Annotated in this window: 13 protein-coding genes, 1 tRNA gene and 6 rRNA genes; 15 read left to right on the top strand and 5 right to left on the bottom strand. The window is 59.3% G+C overall.

Features of this window, described 5'->3' with window-relative positions; genetic code table 11:
* The first annotated feature begins 83 nt into the window (after positions 1–83).
* The 7 genes from topA (at position 84) to rrf (BFN03_RS15950) (ending at position 10736) form a co-directional block, all read left to right on the top strand.
* A complete protein-coding gene (topA, locus tag BFN03_RS15985) occupies positions 84–2987 on the top strand; it encodes a type I DNA topoisomerase (protein ID WP_070379832.1) in 2904 nt (967 codons plus the stop codon).
* 52 nt (positions 2988–3039) lie between these two features.
* A complete protein-coding gene (locus BFN03_RS15980) occupies positions 3040–4254 on the top strand; it encodes a DNA polymerase III subunit delta' (RefSeq protein WP_070379831.1) in 1215 nt (404 codons plus the stop codon).
* Between the two features lie 31 nt (positions 4255–4285).
* A tRNA-Thr gene (locus BFN03_RS15975) sits at positions 4286–4358 on the top strand.
* Positions 4359–4786: 428 nt separating this feature from the next.
* The gene (locus BFN03_RS15965; RefSeq protein WP_070380988.1) at positions 4787–4984 is read left to right on the top strand and encodes a hypothetical protein; all 198 of its coding nucleotides are present in this window, start codon (positions 4787–4789) and stop codon (positions 4982–4984) included.
* 534 nt (positions 4985–5518) lie between these two features.
* Positions 5519–7037: ribosomal RNA gene (locus tag BFN03_RS15960) — 16S ribosomal RNA — on the top strand.
* A 336-nt stretch (positions 7038–7373) separates the two neighbouring features.
* Positions 7374–10506: ribosomal RNA gene (locus tag BFN03_RS15955) — 23S ribosomal RNA — on the top strand.
* Between the two features lie 113 nt (positions 10507–10619).
* Positions 10620–10736 (top strand): 5S ribosomal RNA (gene rrf, locus BFN03_RS15950).
* Together the 16S, 23S and 5S rRNA genes form the textbook arrangement of a ribosomal RNA operon.
* 71 nt (positions 10737–10807) lie before the next feature.
* Here rrf (BFN03_RS15950) and BFN03_RS15945 read toward each other — a convergent pair.
* The 3 genes from BFN03_RS15945 to BFN03_RS15935 form a co-directional block, all read right to left on the bottom strand.
* A complete protein-coding gene (locus BFN03_RS15945) occupies positions 10808–11221 on the bottom strand; it encodes a DUF302 domain-containing protein (protein ID WP_070379829.1) in 414 nt (137 codons plus the stop codon).
* 46 nt (positions 11222–11267) lie between these two features.
* Complete coding sequence (locus tag BFN03_RS15940) at positions 11268–11537, bottom strand: metal-sensitive transcriptional regulator (RefSeq protein WP_070379828.1); 270 nt, start codon at positions 11535–11537, stop codon at positions 11268–11270.
* 94 nt (positions 11538–11631) lie between these two features.
* On the bottom strand, positions 11632–13788 hold the full coding sequence (locus tag BFN03_RS15935) for an MMPL family transporter (RefSeq protein ID WP_084385645.1): 2157 nt from the start codon (positions 13786–13788) through the stop codon (positions 11632–11634).
* A 908-nt stretch (positions 13789–14696) separates the two neighbouring features.
* Here BFN03_RS15935 and BFN03_RS15930 point away from each other — a divergent pair.
* The 7 genes from BFN03_RS15930 to ehuA all read left to right on the top strand — a co-directional run bounded on the left by BFN03_RS15930 (position 14697) and on the right by ehuA (position 23200).
* Positions 14697–16215, top strand: a 16S ribosomal RNA gene (locus tag BFN03_RS15930).
* A gap of 346 nt (positions 16216–16561) precedes the next feature.
* A 23S ribosomal RNA gene (locus BFN03_RS15925) occupies positions 16562–19696 on the top strand.
* Positions 19697–19809: 113 nt separating this feature from the next.
* Positions 19810–19926: ribosomal RNA gene (gene rrf / locus BFN03_RS15920) — 5S ribosomal RNA — on the top strand.
* Positions 19927–20182: 256 nt separating this feature from the next.
* A complete protein-coding gene (ehuB, locus tag BFN03_RS15915; RefSeq protein ID WP_070380987.1) occupies positions 20183–21025 on the top strand; it encodes an ectoine/hydroxyectoine ABC transporter substrate-binding protein EhuB in 843 nt (280 codons plus the stop codon).
* Between the two features lie 21 nt (positions 21026–21046).
* Positions 21047–21778: an ectoine/hydroxyectoine ABC transporter permease subunit EhuC gene (gene ehuC / locus BFN03_RS15910; RefSeq protein ID WP_070379826.1), complete on the top strand. Its 732-nt coding sequence runs from the start codon at positions 21047–21049 to the stop codon at positions 21776–21778.
* Positions 21775–22416: an ectoine/hydroxyectoine ABC transporter permease subunit EhuD gene (gene ehuD, locus BFN03_RS15905; protein WP_070379825.1), complete on the top strand. Its 642-nt coding sequence runs from the start codon at positions 21775–21777 to the stop codon at positions 22414–22416. The genes ehuC and ehuD overlap by 4 nt, the downstream gene beginning before the upstream one ends.
* Positions 22417–22438: 22 nt before the next feature.
* The gene (ehuA, locus tag BFN03_RS15900) at positions 22439–23200 is read left to right on the top strand and encodes an ectoine/hydroxyectoine ABC transporter ATP-binding protein EhuA (protein WP_070379824.1); all 762 of its coding nucleotides are present in this window, start codon (positions 22439–22441) and stop codon (positions 23198–23200) included.
* A 43-nt stretch (positions 23201–23243) separates the two neighbouring features.
* On the opposite strand, the gene BFN03_RS15895 is transcribed toward ehuA, so the two are convergent.
* Entirely contained in the window at positions 23244–24248 is a 1005-nt protein-coding gene (locus BFN03_RS15895) for a bile acid:sodium symporter family protein (RefSeq protein ID WP_070379823.1), read from the bottom strand.
* Positions 24249–24330: 82 nt separating this feature from the next.
* Between BFN03_RS15895 and BFN03_RS15890 the strand changes: the two genes are divergently transcribed.
* Entirely contained in the window at positions 24331–25191 is an 861-nt protein-coding gene (locus BFN03_RS15890) for a LysR family transcriptional regulator (RefSeq protein ID WP_070380986.1), read from the top strand.
* Positions 25192–25250: 59 nt separating this feature from the next.
* On the opposite strand, the gene BFN03_RS15885 is transcribed toward BFN03_RS15890, so the two are convergent.
* Entirely contained in the window at positions 25251–26840 is a 1590-nt protein-coding gene (locus BFN03_RS15885) for a hypothetical protein (protein WP_070379822.1), read from the bottom strand.
* Between the last annotated feature and the right edge of the window lie 105 nt (positions 26841–26945).

Here is a 26945-nt window from a genome sequence, read left to right as displayed (position 1 = left end):
GATAGGTGAACCGGGTATAAAAGGGTTTGTCTGCGCAATTGTCGAAATGGCAGCGATCAACTTCAGGAAGGCTCGGGCGACTGGTGGCTAAAGGGGACAACGGCAGTGCACAGGGTGCGTCGGGACCGTCCGGACTGCCTCGCCGCCTGGTAATCGTCGAGTCGCCGACCAAGGCACGCAAGATCGCCCCATACCTCGGAAAGAACTATGTGGTCGAGGCTTCGGTCGGCCACATCCGCGATCTTCCCCGCGGAGCCGCGGACGTCCCGGCCAAGTACAAGGGTGAGTCATGGGCGCGGCTCGGCGTCAACGTCGACCAGGACTTCGAACCCCTCTACGTCGTAAGCCCGGAGAAGAAGTCCAAAGTCACGGAGCTGAAGGGCCTCCTGAAGGACGCTGACGAGCTCTTCCTCGCTACCGACCCCGACCGAGAGGGCGAGGCGATCGCCTGGCATCTCCTCGAGACCCTCAAGCCGAAGATTCCGGTTCGCCGGATGGTCTTCCACGAGATCACCGAACCGGCTATTCGCGCCGCCGCCGAAGATACTCGCGACCTCGACAATGACCTGGTCGACGCACAGGAAACTCGCCGGATCCTCGATCGCCTGTACGGCTACGAGGTCAGCCCTGTGCTGTGGAAGAAAGTCATGCCGAAGCTGTCCGCGGGCAGGGTGCAGTCCGTTGCGACCCGTGTAATAGTCCAACGGGAGCGTGAGCGGATGGCATTCCGCTCGGCTTCCTACTGGGACATTTCCGCGACGCTCGACGCGGGTTCCGAAGCGAGCCCCCGCAGTTTCGGAGCGCGTCTGGTGAGTGTCGACGGTTCCCGGGTGGCATCAGGCCGTGACTTCGGGCCGGATGGCCAGTTGAAGACGAGCACGGTCACGGTTCTCGACGAGGCTCGCGCTCGGCGCTTGGCCGAATCCCTCGCAGGGGTCGATCTCACAGTCTCTTCCGCTGAGAGCAAGCCGTATACCCGCAAGCCCTACGCCCCGTTCATGACGTCGACGTTGCAACAGGAAGCGGGCCGTAAGCTCCGTTTCACGTCCGAGCGGACCATGCGGATCGCGCAGCGACTGTACGAAAACGGCTACATCACGTACATGCGTACCGACTCGACGACGCTGTCGCCGTCAGCGATCGCCGCCGCTCGCGCGCAAGCCACGGAACTGTACGGGGCCGAGTACGTGCACGACTCGCCGAGGCAGTACACGCGCAAGGTCAAGAATGCGCAGGAGGCGCACGAGGCAATTCGGCCCTCCGGCGATGTTTTTCAGACGCCCGGTCAACTTCACTCGCGCCTCGATACCGACGAGTTCCGACTGTATGAACTGATTTGGCAGCGCACGGTCGCTTCGCAGATGGCAGATGCCCGCGGCACAACGCTGACGCTCCGCATCTCCGGCACTGCGGGCACGGGCGAGGAATGCACGTTCTCCGCCTCTGGCCGCACGATAACCTTCGCAGGCTTTCTCAAGGCGTACGTCGAGAGTGTCGACGAGGAGGCAGGCGGCCAATCCGACGACGCCGAGTCGCGGCTTCCGGTCCTGGGCGAGGGCCAGGCGGTCACCGCCACCAAGCTTGATCCTGACGGTCACACCACAAACCCGCCCGCCCGCTACACCGAGGCGAGCCTGATCAAGAGCCTCGAGGATCTAGGCATCGGTCGCCCGTCCACGTATTCGTCGATCATCAAGACCATTCTCGATCGCGGCTACGTCTACAAGCGAGGTAGCGCGCTGGTCCCTTCCTGGGTTGCCTTCGCCGTCATCGGCCTTCTCGAGATGCACTTCGGACGGTTGGTCGATTTCGGCTTCACCGCCGCGATGGAAGACGATCTCGATGCGATCGCCGGCGGTCGGGAACAGCGCGGCAACTGGTTGAACAGCTTCTACTTCGGAGGCAGTCACGGAGCCGAGGGCTCGGTTGCTCGTGAAGGCGGACTGAAGAAGATGGTCGGCGTCAACCTCGAGGAAATCGATGCTCGAGAGGTCAACTCGATCAGGTTGTTCGACGACGCCGAGGGGCGGGAAGTGCACGTCCGTGTGGGACGTTTCGGTCCGTACCTCGAGCGGATGATTCAGAATCCGGATGATCCGGACGGCGATCTGATCTCCCAGCGGGCCAATCTGCCCGACGACCTTCCGCCGGATGAGTTGACGCCCGAGCATGCGGAGAAACTGTTTTCGACGCCTCAGGAGGGCCGCAAGCTCGGTGTCGACCCGCTCTCCGGGCACGAGATCGTGGCGAAGGAAGGCCGCTTCGGTCCCTATGTCACCGAGATCTTGCCGACTCCGGAACCCGAGCCCGAACCGGTCGTGGTGCCTGTTCCTGACGAACCGGCAAGCGGGGGCACCAAGACTAAGACCGCGACGAAGAAGGCAGCCGCGAAGAAGGCTGCCGGTCCGAAACCGCGGACAGGGTCGTTGCTCAAGTCGATGGACTTGGCCACTGTGACTCTCGACGACGCGCTCAAACTCCTGTCGCTGCCGCGAGTGGTGGGTGTCGACCCCGAATCGAAAGAAGAGATCACCGCACAAAACGGAAGGTACGGCCCGTATCTGAAGAAGGGCACGGACTCGCGGTCACTGGCTACCGAGGACCAGATCTTCACGATCACCTTGGACGAGGCTCTGAAGATCTACGCTGAGCCGAAACGCCGTGGACGCCAGGGCGCTGCAACTCCGCCGTTGCGTGAACTGGGCGTCGACCCGGTCAGCGAGAAGCCGATGGTGATCAAGGACGGCAGGTTCGGACCGTATGTGACGGACGGTGAAACCAACGCCAGCCTTCGAAAGGGCGACGAGGTGGAGTCCATGACCGACGCTCGCGCATCGGAACTGCTGGCAGACCGCCGCGCCCGTGGTCCGGTCAAGAAGAAGGCCGCGAAGAAGTCGCCCGCCAAGAAGGCGGCAAAGAAGACCGCAGCCAAGAAGGCGCCCGCAAAGAAGGCGGCTTCGAAGAAGGCCGCTGAAAAGAAGACGTGAGTCGCTGCCTCGGGCCGATCGAAGTGTCGCAGGTGGAGGATAGGCTCTTCGCGTGACCGTATTCGACCGGTTGGTGGGCCAAGAACACGTCGAAGCTGAACTGACGGCTGCGGCTACGGCGGCTCGAGCCGGAGTCGGTTCGACGGGCTCCGCAATGACGCATTCATGGCTGTTCACTGGCCCGCCTGGATCTGGCCGGTCGGTGGCTGCGCAGTGTTTCGCCGCGGCGCTCCAATGCACCAGCGAACTCGTCCCTGGGTGTGGCGAATGTCATGCGTGCACCACTGTGATGGCCGGCACGCATGGCGATGTTCGGCAGGTTGTCCCAGAAGGTTTGAGTATCAGCGTCAAAGAGATGCGCGCCATTGTGCAGGTGGCAACTCGGAGGCCGAGCACCGGACGCTGGCAGATCGTTGTCATAGAGGACGCCGACCGACTCACCGAGGGTGCAGCCAACGCTCTCCTGAAAGTAGTCGAGGAACCACCCGACCGCACCGTATTCCTACTGTGTGCTCCGTCCGTTGATCCCCAGGATATTTCGGTGACATTGCGCTCGCGCTGCCGTCACATTCACCTGGTCACGCCCTCGGTGGAGTCGATTGCAAGGGTACTGCGCGAGCAGGATCGGGTGGATCCAGACGAGGCGCAATTGGCGGCGTCGATCAGCGGCGGTCATGTGGGCCGCGCGCGGCGCCTCGCAACGGATTTGAACGCTAGAGCGCGGCGCAAGGATGCTCTTGACGTCGCTATAGCGGCATTGCGGCCGGCGACCGCATTCGCCGCCGCCGAAGAACTGGTGCGGTCGGCCGAGGCTGAAGCGAAGCAGTTGAGCGCCGCACGGGACGAGCAGGAGACAGAGGAGTTGCGCACTGCCCTGGGTGCAGGCGGCACCGGCAAAGGTACGGCCGGAGCTCTCCGCGGCTCAGCGGGGATCTTGAAGGAACTCGAGAAGCGTCAAAAATCCAGGAACACTCGCACGGGGCGCGACGCACTAGATCGTGCGCTCGTCGATCTGGCCGGACTCTATCGCGACGCACTGGCTGTTGCGTGGGGGTCGGGCGCCGCTGCGAATCACCCCGACATGACTGACCTGGCCAACGAACTCGCTTCGCGCACAACCCCTGAGCGCCTTCTGAAGTGCATCGAAGCGGTCCTTGAGTGCCGCGAGGCGATCGCGCTCAACGTCAAGCCGCAATGGGCTGTAGACGCCATGGTTGCTAGTCTCGGGGACGCATTCAGGGAGCCGTTTTCGCATACCCGGGGTTGAGGCGCTAGACTCGCCACCGCCGAAAGGCACCGCTGCCTTAGCTCAGTCGGTAGAGCATTTCACTCGTAATGAAAAGGTCGAGAGTTCGATTCTCTCAGGCAGCTCAGCGGAAAGCCGCAGGTGAACGTTTCACCTGCGGCTTTCTTGTTCCCGGGGGCTGATTCTGCGGCGATACGATCGAATCGTGAACACTGGACATGCGGACGGCGAGATCGATGGCCGACGTTGTCGATGGTCGGTGCGCCGGCCAGTGCTGCGGCAGGTGCCGTGTTTTCTGCAGCGATCCCCGTACCCGGGAAACCCATCAGACGGGTTCGGCCAGGCGAAACAGAAAGTTGGTGCAGAGATGGCAATGCAAGTTTTTTCTTTGATCGCAATGCTGGGCGCGTTGATCGTTCTCATTCCGACCGCGCTTCGAGTCTTCAGGAAGAGCGGCAAGGTGAACGATGGCAGCGCGAGGAACGAAGACAGGCCTGAGGACTGAGCTCAACTCGTGCTCGACAACCCACACCTGCACCGCCATGATTTCGGTATGGGCGATTCACTGAAGGACCGGGTGCGGGAGAAGCTGCTGCGACAACTGATGGAGGACGGGGGTCACCCAGTCCAGCAGGCAGAGGGAGACGATCCTCGATTGGTATCGATCGACTCCGATCTGGCGACGTTGGAGCAGGCTTCCGACGGGGACATGGTGATCGAGGAGTTGGCTGCCAAGTACTGGGTGCCCTGACGCGGTGTTTTTGGTGTGTTGGCCTGGGGATTTGGTGTTTGTGGTGGGGGTGGCGTAACTTATTTCGGGTCAGAGCGACACGGACGCCGACGTTCACCTGTGTGGGTGGATGCTACGAGGTTGTACGGGGGCGCCTGACGGTGATTCGAAGCCCATTGTGTGTATGGTGGTGCTTCAACTTCTTGTGATGCTTTCGGTGGGACCTGGTTTGTGCCGGTGTCGTGCTGGGGGTAGACTGGAACGGTTGCCCCGGATCCGCTGATGTGTGTTGGTGGTGATGGTGTGTGCGTGTTCTTTGAGAACTCAACAGTGTGTCGATGAATGTCAGTGCCAAATTGTTTTTTGGTTTCTCGCATCATTGGTCTGGCCGGCCCCGTGTGGGTTGGTTGGGGTGGTGGTGTGGGGTGTGGGTGCATTCCATTCTTCCGTCTGGGGTGTGCCGACAAATGTTTTTGCTAGTTTGAGTTTTTTTGCTAGTGATTTGACTCGATGTCTTTGACTGATAAGGGTTTTCGGACCTTGTATCGTGAGTCTTCAACGGAGAGTTTGATCCTGGCTCAGGACGAACGCTGGCGGCGTGCTTAACACATGCAAGTCGAGCGGTAAGGCCCTTCGGGGTACACGAGCGGCGAACGGGTGAGTAACACGTGGGTGATCTGCCCTGCACTTCGGGATAAGCCTGGGAAACTGGGTCTAATACCGGATAGGACCTCCGGCCGCATGGTTGGGGGTGGAAAGGTTTACTGGTGCAGGATGGGCCCGCGGCCTATCAGCTTGTTGGTGGGGTAATGGCCTACCAAGGCGACGACGGGTAGCCGACCTGAGAGGGTGACCGGCCACACTGGGACTGAGACACGGCCCAGACTCCTACGGGAGGCAGCAGTGGGGAATATTGCACAATGGGCGAAAGCCTGATGCAGCGACGCCGCGTGAGGGATGACGGCCTTCGGGTTGTAAACCTCTTTCAGCGCCGACGAAGCGTAAGTGACGGTAGGCGCAGAAGAAGCACCGGCCAACTACGTGCCAGCAGCCGCGGTAATACGTAGGGTGCAAGCGTTGTCCGGAATTACTGGGCGTAAAGAGCTCGTAGGCGGTTTGTCGCGTCGTCTGTGAAAACTCGTAGCTCAACTACGGGCGTGCAGGCGATACGGGCAGACTCGAGTACTGCAGGGGAGACTGGAATTCCTGGTGTAGCGGTGAAATGCGCAGATATCAGGAGGAACACCGGTGGCGAAGGCGGGTCTCTGGGCAGTAACTGACGCTGAGGAGCGAAAGCGTGGGTAGCGAACAGGATTAGATACCCTGGTAGTCCACGCCGTAAACGGTGGGCGCTAGGTGTGGGTTTCCTTCCACGGGATCCGTGCCGTAGCTAACGCATTAAGCGCCCCGCCTGGGGAGTACGGCCGCAAGGCTAAAACTCAAAGGAATTGACGGGGGCCCGCACAAGCGGCGGAGCATGTGGATTAATTCGATGCAACGCGAAGAACCTTACCTGGGTTTGACATATACCGGAAAGCTGCAGAGATGTGGCCCCCCTTGTGGTCGGTATACAGGTGGTGCATGGCTGTCGTCAGCTCGTGTCGTGAGATGTTGGGTTAAGTCCCGCAACGAGCGCAACCCTTGTCTTATGTTGCCAGCACGTAATGGTGGGGACTCGTAAGAGACTGCCGGGGTCAACTCGGAGGAAGGTGGGGACGACGTCAAGTCATCATGCCCCTTATGTCCAGGGCTTCACACATGCTACAATGGCCGGTACAGAGGGCTGCGATGCCGTGAGGTGGAGCGAATCCCTTAAAGCCGGTCTCAGTTCGGATCGGGGTCTGCAACTCGACCCCGTGAAGTCGGAGTCGCTAGTAATCGCAGATCAGCAACGCTGCGGTGAATACGTTCCCGGGCCTTGTACACACCGCCCGTCACGTCATGAAAGTCGGTAACACCCGAAGCCGGTGGCCTAACCCCTTGTGGGAGGGAGCCGTCGAAGGTGGGATCGGCGATTGGGACGAAGTCGTAACAAGGTAGCCGTACCGGAAGGTGCGGCTGGATCACCTCCTTTCTAAGGAGCATTCTCCAGACGTGTACCGCCGAGGAGTCGGTGGATGATGTTCTGGCAGAGCCCATTACGGACACGATCGTTGTTCGGTGGGAGCTCATGGGTGGAACACTGACAGCTATTCTTCATCTGCCGCCGGCCCGTGTGCTGGTGGGAGGAAGGGTTATATCGGCGCACTGTTGGGTCCTGAGAGAACACGTGATGTGTTTCCTCTCGAGGAAAGAAACGACAGACGATCGTGGTGGTCATACCGGCCGGGTTTTCCGGTGTTTCGGTGGTCACGTACATGGTTGGTTTGTGTGTTGTTTGAGAACTGCACAGTGGACGCGAGCATCTTTGTTGTAAGTGTTTAAGAGCGTACGGTGGATGCCTTGGCACCAGGAGCCGATGAAGGACGTGGGAGGCTGCGATAAGCCTCGGGGAGCTGTCAACCGAGCTGAGATCCGAGGGTGTCCGAATGGGGAAACCCAGCACGAGTGATGTCGTGTTACCTGCACCTGAATGTATAGGGTGTGTGGAGGGAACGTGGGGAAGTGAAACATCTCAGTACCCACAGGAAGAGAAAACAAGAGTGATTCCGTTAGTAGTGGCGAGCGAACGCGGATGAGGCTAAACCATGGATGTGTGATAGCCGGCAGGTGTTGCATTCGTGGGGTTGTGGGGTTCGCCTGTGTCGATACTGCCGTGTCGGCCGACAGTAAGAAATTGCCGTGTTAGTGGAAGTGGTCTGGAACGGCCTGCCGTAGTGGGTGAGAGTCCCGTACACGAAAACATGGTGACTGTTGTGGCGGATACCCGAGTAGCACCGGGCCCGTGAAATCTGGTGTGAATCTGTCGGGACCACCCGATAAGCCTGAATACTCCCTGGTGACCGATAGCGGACTAGTACCGTGAGGGAAAGGTGAAAAGTACCCCGGGAGGGGAGTGAAATAGTACCTGAAACCGTGCGCTTACAATCCGTCAGAGCCTGCGAGTCCTTGTGGCTGTGGGTGATGGCGTGCCTTTTGAAGAATGAGCCTGCGAGTTAGTGGCATGTCGCGAGGTTAACCCGTGTGGGGTAGCCGTAGCGAAAGCGAGTCCGAATAGGGCGAGTCAGTGGCATGTTCTAGACCCGAAGCGGAGTGATCTACCCATGGCCAGGTTGAAGCGACGGTAAGACGTCGTGGAGGACCGAACCCACTTAGGTTGAAAACTGAGGGGATGAGTTGTGGGTAGGGGTGAAAGGCCAATCAAACTCCGTGATAGCTGGTTCTCCCCGAAATGCATTTAGGTGCAGCGTCGCGTGTTTCTCACCGGAGGTAGAGCTACTGGATGGTCTAGGGGGCCTACAAGCTTACCGAAATCAGCCAAACTCCGAATGCCGGTGAGTGAGAGCGCGGCAGTGAGACTGCGGGGGATAAGCTTCGTAGTCGAGAGGGAAACAGCCCAGATCGCCGGCTAAGGTCCCTAAGCGTGTACTAAGTGGAAAAGGATGTGGGGTCGCGAAGACAACCAGGAGGTTGGCTTAGAAGCAGCCACCCTTGAAAGAGTGCGTAATAGCTCACTGGTCAAGTGATCCTGCGCCGACAATGTAGCGGGGCTCAAGTACACCACCGAAGCCGCGGCACTCACACATGAACTTCATGCACAGCCACGGTTGTGTGTGCAGGTGTGTGGGTGGGTAGGGGAGCGTCGTGTGGCCAGGGAAGCAGCAGTGTGAACTAGTTGTGGAGGCCACGCGAGTGAGAATGCAGGCATGAGTAGCGAAAGACGAGTGAGAAACTCGTCCGCCGAATGACCAAGGGTTCCTGGGCCAGGTTAATCCGCCCAGGGTGAGTCGGGACCTAAGACGAGGCCGACAGGCGTAGCCGATGGACAACGGGTTGATATTCCCGTACCCGTGTGAACGCGCCCCTGGTGAATCAGTGATGCTAAGCGCCCTGAAACCTGTCATGTGCCTTCGGGTGTGTGGTGGGTGGATGCGCGTGAACCGAGCTGGTAGTAGCCAAGCGATGGGGTGACGCAGGAAGGTAGCTGAGCCAGTCAGTGGTAATACTGGTGTAAGCCGGTAGGGCGAACGGTAGGCAAATCCGCCGTTCATATGCCTGAGAGGTGACGCATAGCCGAATGAGGCGAATTCAGTGATCCTATGCTGCCGAGAAAAGCCTCTAGCGAGCTTTCACACGGCCCGTACCCCAAACCGACACAGGTGGTCAGGTAGAGAATACTAAGGCGATCGAGAGAACTATGGTTAAGGAACTCGGCAAAATGCCCCCGTAACTTCGGGAGAAGGGGGGCCCTGTCCGGTGACGGAATTCACTTCCCGAGCTGGGTGGGGCCGCAGAGACCAGTGAGAAGCGACTGTTTACTAAAAACACAGGTCCGTGCGAAGTCGTAAGACGATGTATACGGACTGACGCCTGCCCGGTGCTGGAAGGTTAAGAGGACCGGTTAGCGGATTCGTCCGCGAAGCTGAGAATTTAAGCCCCAGTAAACGGCGGTGGTAACTATAACCATCCTAAGGTAGCGAAATTCCTTGTCGGGTAAGTTCCGACCTGCACGAATGGCGTAACGACTTCTCAGCTGTCTCAACCATAGACTCGGCGAAATTGCATTACGAGTAAAGATGCTCGTTACGCGCGGCAGGACGAAAAGACCCCGGGACCTTCACTACAGCTTGGTATTGGTGTTCGGTTCGGTTTGTGTAGGATAGGTGGGAGACTGTGAAGCGGCCACGCCAGTGGTGGTGGAGTCGTTGTTGAAATACCACTCTGATCGAATTGGACCTCTAACCTCGGACCATGATCTGGTTCAGGGACAGTGCCTGGTGGGTAGTTTAACTGGGGCGGTTGCCTCCCAAAATGTAACGGAGGCGCCCAAAGGTTCCCTCAGCCTGGTTGGCAATCAGGTGTCGAGTGCAAGTGCACAAGGGAGCTTGACTGTGAGACTGACGGGTCGAGCAGGGACGAAAGTCGGGACTAGTGATCCGGCACCGGCAAGTGGAAGCGGTGTCGCTCAACGGATAAAAGGTACCCCGGGGATAACAGGCTGATCTTCCCCAAGAGTCCATATCGACGGGATGGTTTGGCACCTCGATGTCGGCTCGTCGCATCCTGGGGCTGGAGTAGGTCCCAAGGGTTGGGCTGTTCGCCCATTAAAGCGGCACGCGAGCTGGGTTTAGAACGTCGTGAGACAGTTCGGTCTCTATCCGCCGCGCGCGTTAGAAACTTGAGGAAGGCTGTCCCTAGTACGAGAGGACCGGGACGGACGAACCTCTGGTGTGCCAGTTGTTCCGCCAGGAGCACTGCTGGTTAGCTACGTTCGGAAGGGATAACCGCTGAAAGCATCTAAGCGGGAAGCCTGTTCCAAGATGAGGTTTCTCACCCCCACGAGGGGGTAAGGCCCCCGGCAGACCACCGGGTTGATAGGCCAGAACTGGAAGTCCGGTAACGGATGGAGGTGACTGGTACTAATAGGCCGAGGACTTACCACGAAGAAGCTACGCGTCCACTGTGCGGTATCTGAAACAACACACAAATACCCCCGAACCACCCGGCCTCACCGGCTGGTTCCCGGTTCCGGGGGAGTGTGACAGTTTCATAGAGTTACGGCGGTCATAGCGGAGGGGAAACGCCCGGTCCCATTCCGAACCCGGAAGCTAAGCCCTCCAGCGCCGATGGTACTGCACCCGGCAGGGTGTGGGAGAGTAGGACACCGCCGAACACCCGTTAACCGTAAGCCCCCCAACACCGTTGGGGGGCTTACGGCATTCTGGGGCACCGATCAAGGTGGCGTCAGCTCTCGCGATCGCCGGCGGCCAGGGAATTGATGGCGGCTTGAAGTCTGACGGTGGCCTCATCCGCGACATCTTGCAGTGCAGGTTCCTCGGCGACCTTGACCATCAGGTCTGGATTCATCGCGTCGATGATCACCGCATCTTCCGCAGACGGGTCGCGCCGAACGACGACGTTGCAGGGCAGCAGCAGCCCGATTTGCCGGTTCACTCCCACCGCACGGTGTGCGAGCGGGGGGTTGCAAGCCCCCAGGATCAGGTAGTCCTCCATGTCTTCGTCGATCTTGGCCTTCAGCGTCGCCTTCACGTCGATCTCGGTGAGCACGCCGAAACCCTGCTTGGACAGGGCTTGACGTGTTCGCTCAACGGCATCGTCGAAGGAGGTGTGCAGTGTGGTTGATAGTGCGAGGTTCATTATTTTCCCTGCTGTCGGTTTGGCTCGTAAGGTGTTGCGCCTGCGATCAAGCGAGCGCGAGGAATAGCTTTTCGAGTTCGGCTTCGGTCATCGGTTCCGCGCTCTCCTGGGCATCACCGGTCAGGCATTCCCGCAATCCGGTTGCCACGATCTTGAAGCCGGCCCTGTCGAGGGCTCGCGAGACCGCCGCGAGCTGGGTTACCACGTCCTTGCAGTCGCGACCCTCCTCGATCATGGAGATCACGCCCGCGAGCTGCCCCTGTGCCCGGCGCAGTCGATTGAGTACCAATGCAATGCTTTGTTCGTCGCCGACCATGATGTTCCTTTCTGAGCTGGCCTATCGTCATGGTACCCCTGGGGGTATGTAGCCGCAGTGGCCTCTCGGTGTGATCTCCCACCTCTCCCTCTCGTCAGTGAGAGAATCTGATGTTCGGCAGGATCTTCCGCAGCCAGGCCGGTGACCACCATGCGCCATGCCCGGCCAACCGCAGCAGCACTGGCAACAGCACTAGGCGGACAAGTACCGCATCGAGGAGCACGGCGACGCCGAGGATGATGCCCATCTCCTTCGGCGGCAAGGGTTCAGCGAGTGCGAAAGTGAAGAACACCGCGACCATGACCGCCGCTGCCGCGAAGATCACCCTCCCAGAATGGGCTAGGCCATCGATGTGTGCGACCTTAGGATCACCCGACCGTTCGTAGTGCTCCTTTGCGGTTGCGAGCAGAAACACTGTGTAGTCCATGGCGATCGCGAAGATCATCGCGAAGAAGAACACTGGCCCCCAGCCATCCAAGAATCCCTGTGGTGTGAAACCGAGAAGGCCTGCGCCATGTCCGTCCTGGAAGATCAGCTTCGCGACGCCAAACGCAGCCGCGGTTGAAAGCAGGCTGACCACCGTGCCGAGCAATGCGATGAGTGGGGCCTGCAACGCCACCACTAGCAGCAGGAACCCGAGAACGAGGATGATGCCCACGATTAGGGGGAGGTAGTTGTTCAGGGCCTGCTGAAGGTCGAGGTTCTCCACCGCCGCGCCTCCGACCAGCACGCCGGCAGGCATTGCGCTGCGCAGACTCTCGACGATGGTGCCTAACTGCGCATCCGAGGGGTCGACGATGGGCACTGCCTGGAGCATGACTAGGTCGCTGCCGTCTTCTGCCGGCTGCGACGGAGTGACCATCACGATGCCCTCGGTTGCCGCGGCCACTGCGGCAGCGTCGGCACCGAGCGAAGAGGGAGCGATGATCTGCAGCATCCCCGGTGCACCTTCGCCCATCTGTGCCTGGACGAGTTCATATCCCTGCCGTACAGGGGCATCGGTAGGCACAACCTCGATCGAGGGCATCGCCACCTTCAACCCCGACACTGGGATCGACAGCGTGATCAACACCAGTAGCGAGCCAATGGCGAACGGCCACGGATGCTTGTGCAGAAGGGTGCCCCAGGCCGCGAAGAGTGGCGAGCGGTGCTCTTGTCGTGTCGAGTAGGGCAACGATATGGCATTTACCTTGTCGCCTAGCTTTCCCAACGTTGCTGGTAGCAGCGTCAGAGTGGCGAGGATGACGAAGAACACCGCAAGCATGATTCCGACCGCCATCGTCCGTACGGCCGGTGCGGGGACGAGGAGTACAGCCGAGAGGCTGACCAGCACCGTCAGCCCGGAGAGCAGCACGGCTTTGCCGGCGGTGTCCATGGTCTCGGCGACGGCCGCACGTGTGGAGGCGCTATGGCGGATCGCATCGCGGAAGCGGGCGACCAGGAACAGCGCGTAGTCGATACCCAGTGCGAGCGCGAACATCATCGCGAAGTTCATCGCCCACACAGAGATCGGGGTGATTTGATTGAGGAGGACCAGACCGCCGGCGGAGGCTACGAGTCCCGCGAGAGTCAACAGCAGGGGTAGTCCGGCAGCGACGAGTGATCCGAATGCGAGGATCATTATCGCTAATGTGACTGGCCAGGAAAATAATTCGGCCTTGATCATCGCGTCGTGATTGGCTTTGTTGAAGTCGCTCCACAGTGCAGAGGCTCCGGTCGGATACACCTCGATACCGTTTGTCGACAGGGCTGTCAGTTTGCCTGCGACTTCGTCTACGGCCTTGACCATGTCGTCGGTACTTGCGTTGGCGCCGGCGATGAGAATGCCGGTATGCCCGTCTGGGCTTATCGACATCCCTGGTTGTGGGGCAATCACCTCCCCGAACCGTGCATCACTCTCGAAGATATTGGTGGCTAGGTTCAGAATCTGCTGCACTTGGGGGCTGTCGATCGTGTGGTTGTCGGAATGAACTACTAGCTGTACGGCGGCAGACGAGTTGCCGCCGAAGTGCTGCTCGGCGAGTTCGCGGACCTGCACCGAGTCGGATCCGTTGGCCTGCCACCCGGCGCCCGCAAGGGAACTGAACACCGAAGGGGCCGCGGCGCCGAACGTGGCCAGCAAGATCAACCACACCCCGAATACCCATTTGGTGTGCCCCGCCATCGTTGCGCCCATCCGACCTAGCGCTCCGGTGTCCGCGATCAGCTGTTTGGGCGGGGTATCGCGGCCCACCGTCGTACTGCGAGTCATGCATGTTCTCCTCTTGGTGACGTCACAAAGAAGGCGCTGTTTGCACGTTCACGCACATCCACCTTCATACCCAGGGGGGTATTGAGCGATCGTAGCGCAGTACCCCAGGGGGTATATTCCGGAGCGTTCATGCGGTGTTGACCGTGCATCCCGTTCGTCTGTCACCTGCGTCCCGACCGAGTCGGTACCGGTCTCGAACGAGTGCGACGCAACTACGGCTCGCGCGCCACCGCGCACCATTTCTGGCTCGCCGGAGCGTGTGGGCATCACTGCAGCGGATATGTATCAGGTAGCTCACCAAGCCTGGTTCGTGTCGGTGTCCGGGGCCGACTGGTCCAGGCCGACACGGGCGGTTCGCTGTCGGGAGGGCCTGACGCGGTGTTTTTGGTGTGTTGGCCTGGGGATTTGGTGTTTGTGGTGGGGGTGGCGTAACTTATTTCGGGTCAGAGCGACACGGACGCCGACGTTCACCTGTGTGGGTGGATGCTACGAGGTTGTACGGGGGCGCCTGACGGTGATTCGAAGCCCATTGTGTGTATGGTGGTGCTTCAACTTCTTGTGATGCTTTCGGTGGGACCTGGTTTGTGCCGGTGTCGTGCTGGGGGTAGACTGGAACGGTTGCCCCGGATCCGCTGATGTGTGTTGGTGGTGATGGTGTGTGCGTGTTCTTTGAGAACTCAACAGTGTGTCGATGAATGTCAGTGCCAAATTGTTTTTTGGTTTCTCGCATCATTGGTCTGGCCGGCCCCGTGTGGGTTGGTTGGGGTGGTGGTGTGGGGTGTGGGTGCATTCCATTCTTCCGTCTGGGGTGTGCCGACAAATGTTTTTGCTAGTTTGAGTTTTTTTGCTAGTGATTTGACTCGATGTCTTTGACTGATAAGGGTTTTCGGACCTTGTATCGTGAGTCTTCAACGGAGAGTTTGATCCTGGCTCAGGACGAACGCTGGCGGCGTGCTTAACACATGCAAGTCGAGCGGTAAGGCCCTTCGGGGTACACGAGCGGCGAACGGGTGAGTAACACGTGGGTGATCTGCCCTGCACTTCGGGATAAGCCTGGGAAACTGGGTCTAATACCGGATAGGACCTCCGGCCGCATGGTTGGGGGTGGAAAGGTTTACTGGTGCAGGATGGGCCCGCGGCCTATCAGCTTGTTGGTGGGGTAATGGCCTACCAAGGCGACGACGGGTAGCCGACCTGAGAGGGTGACCGGCCACACTGGGACTGAGACACGGCCCAGACTCCTACGGGAGGCAGCAGTGGGGAATATTGCACAATGGGCGAAAGCCTGATGCAGCGACGCCGCGTGAGGGATGACGGCCTTCGGGTTGTAAACCTCTTTCAGCGCCGACGAAGCGTAAGTGACGGTAGGCGCAGAAGAAGCACCGGCCAACTACGTGCCAGCAGCCGCGGTAATACGTAGGGTGCAAGCGTTGTCCGGAATTACTGGGCGTAAAGAGCTCGTAGGCGGTTTGTCGCGTCGTCTGTGAAAACTCGTAGCTCAACTACGGGCGTGCAGGCGATACGGGCAGACTCGAGTACTGCAGGGGAGACTGGAATTCCTGGTGTAGCGGTGAAATGCGCAGATATCAGGAGGAACACCGGTGGCGAAGGCGGGTCTCTGGGCAGTAACTGACGCTGAGGAGCGAAAGCGTGGGTAGCGAACAGGATTAGATACCCTGGTAGTCCACGCCGTAAACGGTGGGCGCTAGGTGTGGGTTTCCTTCCACGGGATCCGTGCCGTAGCTAACGCATTAAGCGCCCCGCCTGGGGAGTACGGCCGCAAGGCTAAAACTCAAAGGAATTGACGGGGGCCCGCACAAGCGGCGGAGCATGTGGATTAATTCGATGCAACGCGAAGAACCTTACCTGGGTTTGACATATACCGGAAAGCTGCAGAGATGTGGCCCCCCTTGTGGTCGGTATACAGGTGGTGCATGGCTGTCGTCAGCTCGTGTCGTGAGATGTTGGGTTAAGTCCCGCAACGAGCGCAACCCTTGTCTTATGTTGCCAGCACGTAATGGTGGGGACTCGTAAGAGACTGCCGGGGTCAACTCGGAGGAAGGTGGGGACGACGTCAAGTCATCATGCCCCTTATGTCCAGGGCTTCACACATGCTACAATGGCCGGTACAGAGGGCTGCGATGCCGTGAGGTGGAGCGAATCCCTTAAAGCCGGTCTCAGTTCGGATCGGGGTCTGCAACTCGACCCCGTGAAGTCGGAGTCGCTAGTAATCGCAGATCAGCAACGCTGCGGTGAATACGTTCCCGGGCCTTGTACACACCGCCCGTCACGTCATGAAAGTCGGTAACACCCGAAGCCGGTGGCCTAACCCCTTGTGGGAGGGAGCCGTCGAAGGTGGGATCGGCGATTGGGACGAAGTCGTAACAAGGTAGCCGTACCGGAAGGTGCGGCTGGATCACCTCCTTTCTAAGGAGCATTCTCCAGACGTGTACCGCCGAGGAGTCGGTGGATGATGTTCTGGCAGAGACCATTACGGACACGATCGTGGTTCGGTGGGAGCTCATGGGTGGAACACTGACAGCTATTCTTCATCTGCCGCCGGCCCGTGTGCTGGTGGGAGGAAGGGTTATATCGGCGCACTGTTGGGTCCTGAGAGAACACGTGATGTGTTTCCTCTCGAGGAAAGAAACGACAGGCGGGAAACTGCAGTCATACCGCAGCGAGGGCGTGAGTTCTTGTTGGTTTGGTGTCTGTGTGGGGTTTTCCGGTTGTGTGTTGTTTGAGAACTGCACAGTGGACGCGAGCATCTTTGTTGTAAGTGTTTAAGAGCGTACGGTGGATGCCTTGGCACCAGGAGCCGATGAAGGACGTGGGAGGCTGCGATAAGCCTCGGGGAGCTGTCAACCGAGCTGAGATCCGAGGGTGTCCGAATGGGGAAACCCAGCACGAGTGATGTCGTGTTACCTGCACCTGAATGTATAGGGTGTGTGGAGGGAACGTGGGGAAGTGAAACATCTCAGTACCCACAGGAAGAGAAAACAAGAGTGATTCCGTTAGTAGTGGCGAGCGAACGCGGATGAGGCTAAACCATGGATGTGTGATAGCCGGCAGGTGTTGCATTCGTGGGGTTGTGGGGTTCGCCTGTGTCGATACTGCCGTGTCGGCCGACAGTGAGAAATTGCCGTGTTAGTGGAAGTGGTCTGGAACGGCCTGCCGTAGTGGGTGAGAGTCCCGTACACGAAAACATGGTGACTGTTGTGGCGGATACCCGAGTAGCACCGGGCCCGTGAAATCTGGTGTGAATCTGTCGGGACCACCCGATAAGCCTGAATACTCCCTGGTGACCGATAGCGGACTAGTACCGTGAGGGAAAGGTGAAAAGTACCCCGGGAGGGGAGTGAAATAGTACCTGAAACCGTGCGCTTACAATCCGTCAGAGCCGGTGCACATTTCGGTGTGGCTGGTGATGGCGTGCCTTTTGAAGAATGAGCCTGCGAGTTAGTGGCATGTCGCGAGGTTAACCCGTGTGGGGTAGCCGTAGCGAAAGCGAGTCCGAATAGGGCGCCCATAGTGGCATGTTCTAGACCCGAAGCGGAGTGATCTACCCATGGCCAGGTTGAAGCGACGGTAAGACGTCGTGGAGGACCGAACCCACTTAGGTTGAAAACTGAGGGGATGAGTTGTGGGTAGGGGTGAAAGGCCAATCAAACTCCGTGATAGCTGGTTCTCCCCGAAATGCATTTAGGTGCAGCGTCGCGTGTTTCTCACCGGAGGTAGAGCTACTGGATGGTCTAGGGGGCCTACAAGCTTACCGAAATCAGCCAAACTCCGAATGCCGGTGAGTGAGAGCGCGGCAGTGAGACTGCGGGGGATAAGCTTCGTAGTCGAGAGGGAAACAGCCCAGATCGCCGGCTAAGGTCCCTAAGCGTGTACTAAGTGGAAAAGGATGTGGGGTCGCGAAGACAACCAGGAGGTTGGCTTAGAAGCAGCCACCCTTGAAAGAGTGCGTAATAGCTCACTGGTCAAGTGATCCTGCGCCGACAATGTAGCGGGGCTCAAGTACACCACCGAAGCCGCGGCACTCACACATTGCATTCCCTTCACTCTGCGGAGTGTTGGGCAGTGGTGTGGGTGGGTAGGGGAGCGTCGTGTGGCCAGGGAAGCAGCAGTGTGAACTAGTTGTGGAGGCCACGCGAGTGAGAATGCAGGCATGAGTAGCGAAAGACGAGTGAGAAACTCGTCCGCCGAATGACCAAGGGTTCCTGGGCCAGGTTAATCCGCCCAGGGTGAGTCGGGACCTAAGACGAGGCCGACAGGCGTAGCCGATGGACAACGGGTTGATATTCCCGTACCCGTGTGAACGCGCCCCTGGTGAATCAGTGATGCTAAGCGCCCTGAAACCTGTCATGTGCCTTCGGGTGTGTGGTGGGTGGATGCGCGTGAACCGAGCTGGTAGTAGCCAAGCGATGGGGTGACGCAGGAAGGTAGCTGAGCCAGTCAGTGGTAATACTGGTGTAAGCCGGTAGGGCGAACGGTAGGCAAATCCGCCGTTCATATGCCTGAGAGGTGACGCATAGCCGAATGAGGCGAATTCAGTGATCCTATGCTGCCGAGAAAAGCCTCTAGCGAGCTTTCACACGGCCCGTACCCCAAACCGACACAGGTGGTCAGGTAGAGAATACTAAGGCGATCGAGAGAACTATGGTTAAGGAACTCGGCAAAATGCCCCCGTAACTTCGGGAGAAGGGGGGCCCTGTCCGGTGACGGAATTCACTTCCCGAGCTGGGTGGGGCCGCAGAGACCAGTGAGAAGCGACTGTTTACTAAAAACACAGGTCCGTGCGAAGTCGTAAGACGATGTATACGGACTGACGCCTGCCCGGTGCTGGAAGGTTAAGAGGACCGGTTAGCGGATTCGTCCGCGAAGCTGAGAATTTAAGCCCCAGTAAACGGCGGTGGTAACTATAACCATCCTAAGGTAGCGAAATTCCTTGTCGGGTAAGTTCCGACCTGCACGAATGGCGTAACGACTTCTCAGCTGTCTCAACCATAGACTCGGCGAAATTGCATTACGAGTAAAGATGCTCGTTACGCGCGGCAGGACGAAAAGACCCCGGGACCTTCACTACAGCTTGGTATTGGTGTTCGGTTCGGTTTGTGTAGGATAGGTGGGAGACTGTGAAGCGGCCACGCCAGTGGTGGTGGAGTCGTTGTTGAAATACCACTCTGATCGAATTGGACCTCTAACCTCGGACCATGATCTGGTTCAGGGACAGTGCCTGGTGGGTAGTTTAACTGGGGCGGTTGCCTCCCAAAATGTAACGGAGGCGCCCAAAGGTTCCCTCAGCCTGGTTGGCAATCAGGTGTCGAGTGCAAGTGCACAAGGGAGCTTGACTGTGAGACTGACGGGTCGAGCAGGGACGAAAGTCGGGACTAGTGATCCGGCACCGGCAAGTGGAAGCGGTGTCGCTCAACGGATAAAAGGTACCCCGGGGATAACAGGCTGATCTTCCCCAAGAGTCCATATCGACGGGATGGTTTGGCACCTCGATGTCGGCTCGTCGCATCCTGGGGCTGGAGTAGGTCCCAAGGGTTGGGCTGTTCGCCCATTAAAGCGGCACGCGAGCTGGGTTTAGAACGTCGTGAGACAGTTCGGTCTCTATCCGCCGCGCGCGTTAGAAACTTGAGGAAGGCTGTCCCTAGTACGAGAGGACCGGGACGGACGAACCTCTGGTGTGCCAGTTGTTCCGCCAGGAGCACTGCTGGTTAGCTACGTTCGGAAGGGATAACCGCTGAAAGCATCTAAGCGGGAAGCCTGTTCCAAGATGAGGTTTCTCACCCCCACGAGGGGGTAAGGCCCCCGGCAGACCACCGGGTTGATAGGCCAGAACTGGAAGTCCGGTAACGGATGGAGGTGACTGGTACTAATAGGCCGAGGACTTACCACGAAGAAGCTACGCGTCCACTGTGCGGTATCTGAAACAACACACAAATACCCCCGAACCACCCGGCCTCACCGGCTGGTTCCCGGTTCCGGGGGAGTGTGACAGTTTCATAGAGTTACGGCGGTCATAGCGGAGGGGAAACGCCCGGTCCCATTCCGAACCCGGAAGCTAAGCCCTCCAGCGCCGATGGTACTGCACCCGGCAGGGTGTGGGAGAGTAGGACACCGCCGAACACCCGTTAACCGTAAGCCCCCCAACACCGTTGGGGGGCTTACGGCATTCTGGGGAAGAAAACACCACCACAGAAGATGCAAAGTTCTGCAGACCTTCGGCCGACTCGGTAACGTTGCCCGGCGAATCCGGTTGGCGGGATTGCGCGAGACGAGGCAATGCGAATCCTTCTGACCCTTCGCAAGTCGATGAAGGGGAACTCGAGTGCCGAAGATCACGATCAAGAATGGCTCTCCCGTGAGAGCCGCAGCGATTCTCATGGGCGCCGTCGCGACCGCTGCGTCGGTGGCAGGTTGCAGCACGACGGACACAGCTAGCGAGGGCTCGCTCCTCGAGCAACTCCAAGCAGAGGGTGCGGTAACAGTCGGGTTCGCCGGCGAAGCACCATACAGCTTCGAGCAGAACGGGCAGTTGACCGGTGCAACCGTCGCGCTGCACCGCGAGATCTTCAAGAACCTCGGAATCGAGACGGTTGAAGGTGTGAACACCGATTTCGGTGCGCTGATTCCGGGGCTTCAGGCCCAGCGCTTCGACGTCGTCAGCGCGGGGATGTCGATCCTCCCGCAGCGATGCGAGCAGGCCGCGTTCAGCGAGCCCGAGTTCAACTACACGACTGCGCTGATGGTTCCGGACGGCAATCCCGCGAATCTCACCGATATGCAGTCGGTGAAGGATAGTGGGGTAAGGCTGGCTACGATGACCGGCGCGATCGAATCGGACTACGCGCAAGCACTAGGTATCGATGCTATGCAGGTGGCGTCGCCGCAGGACGGAATGGACGCTGTCGCCAACGGGAGAGCCGACGTGTTCGCCTTGACGGGAATCTCGTTGAACTGGATGGCAAACAACAGCCCGCAGGTTCCCGTGGAGGTTACCGAGTCCTTTGTCGCAGTGATCGACGGAGTCCCCCAGGTCGGCGCCGGCGGCACCGTGTTCCGCACCGAGGATGCTGAACTCAGGGACGCCTACAACGAGGAGTTGGCGAAGATCACCTCCGACAAGGACAAGTATCTTGCCATCGTCGGGGAATTCGGATTCACCGCGGCGGAGTTGCCCGACCCGGCGTTGACGACCGCCAAGTTGTGTGACGGAGTCAGCTGAGGCTGCTCGGAGGCGACGTAGGTGAAGGACAACATCGAAGCTCTCCTGGATGCTTTGCCAGGCATCTGGGAGGGCCTCGTCGTGACGCTCGAGCTGACGCTGGGTGGCGCGCTTCTGGCATTCGTGTTGGCCGTACTACTCGGATTGGCGGCTCGCGCGCATAACGTGGTAATCCGAGGGTCGGCTCGGGGCTTCATCGAGTTCTTTCGTGGGACTTCACTTTTGGTGCAGCTCTTCTGGTTCTTCTACGTGGTGCCGCTGTTCGGATTCCTGATTGAGCCCATGGTTGTGGGAATCTTGGCCTTGGGCTTGAACTACGGTGCGTACGGCGCGGAAGTAGTACGAGGTGCTGTGAATTCTGTTCCGCAGCCACAATGGGAGGCCGCCACTGCGCTCGACTTCAGCCATTGGCAGAGACTTCGCCGAGTCATCTTGCCGCAGGCATGGGCGGAGATGATCCCACCGCTGACGAATCTACTGATTCAGCTTCTCAAGGGAACAGCTTTGGCAAGTTATATCCTCCTGCAGGATTTGACATTCGAAATCGATCAACTCCGGAGGACCACGGGTAATACACTTTTCGCGTTCAGTGTCGGACTCGTCATCTACTTCATCGTCGGATATCTGCTGACGCTGTTGATGAATGCTCTCGAGGTGCGGGCAAAGAACCGCCTCGGAACAGGGCCGTCTTTGCGTGAAATCTTCAGTCTCGCACCGAGTGATCCTCGTGGAATGGAGGTCGCAGAGCGATGACGGCACAGTGGAGTTGGGATCGTGCGTTCGAGGCTCTGCCGATGCTCCTCGACGGTTTCAAGATCACATTGCTGGCAACTGTTCTGGGCTTCGTTATCGCGGCAGTCCTCGGACTGGTAATCGCGTTGATACGACAGTCGGCCCCACGGTGGGTCAGTGCACCGGTTCGTGCGGCCAGTGAGTTCATCAGGTTGACACCACTGGTGGTACAACTCCTGTTCGCCTATTACTTGTTCACGGGCTTGTCGGCGTTGCAGATCGGTGTCGCCGTACTTGGAATTCACTACTCGACATACATGGCCGAGGTGTACCGGGCTGGAATCGAGGCCGTACCGGTCGGTCAGTGGGAGGCAGCCCGCGCATTGTCTCTCGCTCCGACCCGGACATGGCGTGCGATCGTGCTGCCCCAAGCTATTCGCCGGGTGGTCCCAGCGCTCGGCAACTACGCGGTCTCCATGTTCAAGGACACACCCTACTTGTTCGCAATCACCGTGGTGGAAATGGTCACGGCAGCACAGCAATTCGGAGCGAGGAACTTCCAGTATCTCGAGGCGTTGACCTTGGCAGGTTTGATCTTCCTGGTCGCCAGCTACCCGACTTCACTATTGATACGGCGATTGGAGAAACGCCTTGCCTGATGATGTGAGTACATCTACTCCGATGATCCAATTCGACAATGTCGTAAAACGATTCGGGAATCACGTTGTTCTCGATCATCTGAAGTTCGAGGTTGCGCGCGGAGATCGCGTCACCTTGATCGGGCCTAGCGGTTCAGGAAAGACCACTATCCTTCGGCTACTGATGACCTTGGAGAAGGTGGATGAGGGCGTTATCTGGATCGAGGGCGATCGGCTGACACACGAGCAGAAGGGGAGTCGGCTCGTTCCGGCGTCGGAGAAGTATCTTCGGAAAGTTCGCCGCCGCATCGGGATGGTATTCCAGCAGTTCAACCTATTTCCGAACATGAACGTGATCGAGAACATCACCGAAGCGCCGATCCACGTTCTTGGTCTGGATAAGGATGCGGCGACGAAGCGCGCCCGCGAACTGCTCGACATGGTCGGGCTCTCGGACAAGGAGACCGCTCATCCAACGCAGCTGTCCGGCGGACAGCAACAACGGGTCGCCATTGCGAGGGCGCTGGCGATGGACCCAGACATCCTCTTGCTCGACGAGGTCACCTCCGCGTTGGATCCGGAGTTGGTTGCAGACGTCCTCGACGTGCTGAGGAATGTCGCCGAAACTACCGACATCACCATGTTGATCGTGACCCACGAGATGCAGTTCGCCAGGGACGTCTCGAACCGGGTGATGATGTTCGATGCCGGCAGGATCGTCGAGGAAGGAGATCCCGAGACGATCTTCACCGCACCGCAGAACGAGCGCACCAGGACCTTCCTGAAGGCGGTATTGGCCAGCTGATCGTATGGTCGGTACCGGCCTGGCCTGGCGGAACCGTGATCCGCTACCGAGAGGGCGACATCGCGAGATCGGCGCCCGCATCAGGGCGGCGTGCCAATCGGCCCGCCATCCACGCGCACACCAGCAACTGCAGCTGGTGAAACAGCATGAGCGGCAGCACTATCAAACCGATCGGCTGGCTGGCGAACAGTACTGTTGCCATCGGAAGTCCGGTGGCAAGGCTCTTCTTCGATCCGCAGAAGGTGATTGTGATCTGGTCCTGCTTACTGAACCCGAGCCGCTTCGATCCGAACCATGTGACGGACAGGACGATTGCGAGAAGTATCGAGCACACGGCGAGCAGTCCGAGCAGTCGGCCGATGGATAGCGTGCTCCAGATCCCTTCGTTCATTCCTTCGCTGAACGCGACATAGACCACCAGCAGGATCGATCCACGATCGACGAACCTGAGCGGTGCGCTGTGTTCTTTGACCCAGGTGCCGATCCAGCGTTGCGCCACCTGGCCGGCGATGAATGGGAGCAGCAACATGAAGAGGATCCCCACCACTGAGGACAGGTTGAAGCCAGACCCTTCAGTCGTCATCAACAACGCCACCAACAGGGGCGTGACGAAGATGCCGAGGAGATTCGAGAATGAGGCGCTGACGATGGCGCCGGGCACGTTGCCACGGGCGATGGACACGAAGGCGATCGATGACTGAACCGTAGAGGGCAACAGACAGACGTAGAGGACGCCCAGGTACAACGGCTGGGTCAGGACCGATGGGACCAGGAGACTTGCTGCGATTCCGAGGATCGGGAAGAGCGCGAACGTTGCTGCGAGGATGGTGACGTGCAAACGCCAGTGCCTCAGGCCGTGAAGCGCCTCCCGTGAAGACAGCCTCGCGCCGTACAGGAAGAACAGCAATCCGATGGCCACCTTGACAGCCCACCCGAATGCGGTGAGCGCAGAACCGTCTGCGGGCAACAGGCTGGCAATCCCGACGGTGATCAGGATCCCGAGAATGAACGGGTCGAGTCTTCCGAGCAGCGGGATTTTTGTCAGCATGGTTCGAGGGTATGGAACTCCCGGATATTTTGAAAGCCGATCGAGACGTTTACTGTAATCGTGAAACGTGATAGCAATGGGTATGTTTGATCCCGTTCACCTTCGGAGTTTTCTCGAGGTTGCGCGCAGCCGAAATTTCACGGCGGCGGCCCGGCGACTGAACTTGCGACAATCGACTGTCAGCCAGCACGTGGGAAAGCTGGAACTCGCTGCAGGACGCCGTCTGTTCTTGCGGGATACGCACTCGGTGGAGTTGACCTCGGACGGCTCCGTCATGGTCGGGTTCGCCACGTCGATACTCGAGCGGCATTCGGATGCCGAACGCTACTTCACCCAGTCCGGTGTCAGGGGACGGGTGCGGTTCGGCGCGTCGGAAGATCTCGTTCTACACGAACTTCCTCGAATTCTCTCCGAATTTCGACGTAGCCATCCGCTCGTCGATTTCGAACTCACCGTCGGCCTGAGCGAGGTGCTGTTCCGGCAACTGCACGAGGGGCAACTGGATCTGGTCTTCGGTAAGCGTCGTCAAGGCGAGCGTCACGGAGAGCCGGTGTGGACCGACCGGCTGGCCTTCTTCGCGGCACCCGACTTCGTCCTCGATGATGGCGGCCCGGTTCCGTTGGTGACGTACCCTCCGCCGTCGATCACGAGGGAAGCGGCACTCGACACGCTCGAGAGATCCGGCCGCGGTGCACGCGTGACCTGCGTGACCAGCAGTTTGAACGGATTGCGAGCAGCGTGCCTTGCCGGCCTGGGCGTTGTCTACCACGCTCAGACCCTTCCGCCGGCGGGGTTGGTACCTCTTCGGAGTCGGCTGCGCGAGGCATTGACGCCTGCCGTTGAGGTCGAGTTCGTGTTGGAATCTCGGCGCAGCGTACTCAGCAAACCGGAGCAGGCTCTGCGCGCCGTCATCATCGAGAACGCGGATCGGTTGCGCGGGTGATGTCGGCGGCACAGCCGCTGCCCAGGCTCCCAGCCGTCAGAAGATGAAGCTCCCAGCCGTCAGAAGATGATGACAGACAGTGCGGTCGCCAGCACCAGTCCCGATACCACCGGGACGAAGCACTTGCGGGCCAGGTCGAGTACTGGCACTCGGGCGAAGCCGGCAATCGCGATCAGCGATGACCAGGCAACCAGGGTTCCGCCGCCGGACCAAATATTTCCCATCTGACCGATTGCCGCGAGGGTGGCGGGGTCCATGCCCACAGCCGGTCCGAGCGCGCCGGCGAGAGATCCAGTCAGAGGAAGCCCGGTGAATCCGGAGCCTTCGAGGCCGGCGATCATACCGATGATGAGAATGACGAATGAGGTGACGATCGAATTCTGCGGCAGGTGAGATTGACCGGCGTTCACCAGGTCGAAGAGGATAGTCGGACCGGTCGAGGATTCTGGATAACCGAGGATTGCGCCGGAGAAGTCACCGTTGCCGATGAAGAAGAATCCGGCAATCGGAATCACGATGCCCATCGCTTTGAACGCGAAGACTAAACCGTCGATAAGGTGCTCGGATGTCGTCTCGAGGAAGCCCTGTTTGTCGTTCGTCGCGGCAACGGCAAACAGGATCAATGCCGCGATTCCACCCACCATCGCCGCGGCGTCACCGCCCTCGAGGCTGGGCACGAGATCGGTGAACTTGCCGATTACGAGATAGATGATGAATATCAGGTACGCGACAGGCACCATGACCGCAAAGGTCTTCGCGGCGCGGATGCTTCTGAGCGTGTCGTCGACGACCTGGCGAGCTGAGACAGTGACCGGTTGTGTGAGAACTGTTCCGGAAGCATCTTCCCTTGGGTTGACACCGCCGGGGGTACCGGCGAGTTCGGGCGAACTCTTAGAGATCCCTTCGTCTGAAGACGTCGAGTCGCCCTGGGGCGCGGCGCCGCGGCCTTGTTTTCCGAAGTCGCTTTCCGAGCGCGATTCCCATTCGGTGAGCAGTTCGGGCGAGGGCCGGCGCATGTGCTTGCGCTGAGAGAAGTATGCGATGACAAGTGCTGTGATGCCGACGATCAGAGACATCACCAGTGCGCGATCAGCGACCGTATCTGGATCGACGCCTGCGGATTTCGCCGACAAACCGGGCGCAACCTTGATGATGTAGTCCGATGACAGAGCCATGCCCTGCCCGCAGATGGCGATCGCCATTCCGACTGCCAGCGGCGGAAGGCCAGAACGGATGGCGACCGGTATCAGGACCGCGCCGATCAACGGAACTGCCGGTGTGGGCCAGAAGAAGAGCGAGATCGCGTAGGTGACGGCGCCCAGCACGATGAAGCTGCTGGTTCCGCCACGCATGATGCGCCGGAACGGCGCGACCATCAAGCGGTCGGCGCCCATCTGCCGCATTGCGCCGAGCATCGCCGTCACCAACGAGATGATCAGGAAGATATTGAACAGCTCCTGAGCAGCGACCAAGCTGGCGTTGAAGATCGATGCGAGTCCGGTTACGAGGCTGCCCGAAAACACGAACGCAGTCAGAAACGTGCCGAAGACGGCGGGAACGACGATGTTCTTCCGCAAGAGCATTGTCCCGAGGATGACAACGATTCCCCCGAGGTAGATCCAGTGCGCGGCTGTGAGAGTTACATCCACGATGTGCCCTTCGACATAGGCGTACAGACTAGTGGCTCTAGTCACAGGGCTGTGATGTTGCACCTGGGCGTCCGTAAGGGCAACAGCAGACAGCACATCGACAGT

The sequence above is a fragment of the Rhodococcus sp. WMMA185 genome (assembly GCF_001767395.1).
Classification (GTDB): Bacteria; Actinomycetota; Actinomycetes; order Mycobacteriales; family Mycobacteriaceae; genus Rhodococcus_F.
The sequence above is the reverse complement of the archived record's forward strand: the minus strand, read 5'-3'. Positions and strand labels throughout refer to the sequence as shown.

Excerpts from the sequence above, each read along its gene's own strand:
- BFN03_RS15945 (WP_070379829.1), bottom strand. The coding sequence starts at position 11,221 with ATGAACCTCGCACTATCAACCACACTGCACACCTCCTTCGACGATGCC.
- BFN03_RS15890 (WP_070380986.1), top strand. The coding sequence starts at position 24,331 with ATGTTTGATCCCGTTCACCTTCGGAGTTTTCTCGAGGTTGCGCGCAGC.
- ehuA (WP_070379824.1), top strand. The coding sequence starts at position 22,439 with ATGATCCAATTCGACAATGTCGTAAAACGATTCGGGAATCACGTTGTT.
- ehuB (WP_070380987.1), top strand. The coding sequence starts at position 20,183 with ATGGGCGCCGTCGCGACCGCTGCGTCGGTGGCAGGTTGCAGCACGACG.
- BFN03_RS15935 (WP_084385645.1), bottom strand. The coding sequence starts at position 13,788 with ATGACTCGCAGTACGACGGTGGGCCGCGATACCCCGCCCAAACAGCTG.
- BFN03_RS15895 (WP_070379823.1), bottom strand. The coding sequence starts at position 24,248 with ATGCTGACAAAAATCCCGCTGCTCGGAAGACTCGACCCGTTCATTCTC.
- BFN03_RS15965 (WP_070380988.1), top strand. The coding sequence starts at position 4,787 with ATGGGCGATTCACTGAAGGACCGGGTGCGGGAGAAGCTGCTGCGACAA.
- BFN03_RS15940 (WP_070379828.1), bottom strand. The coding sequence starts at position 11,537 with ATGGTCGGCGACGAACAAAGCATTGCATTGGTACTCAATCGACTGCGC.
- ehuD (WP_070379825.1), top strand. The coding sequence starts at position 21,775 with ATGACGGCACAGTGGAGTTGGGATCGTGCGTTCGAGGCTCTGCCGATG.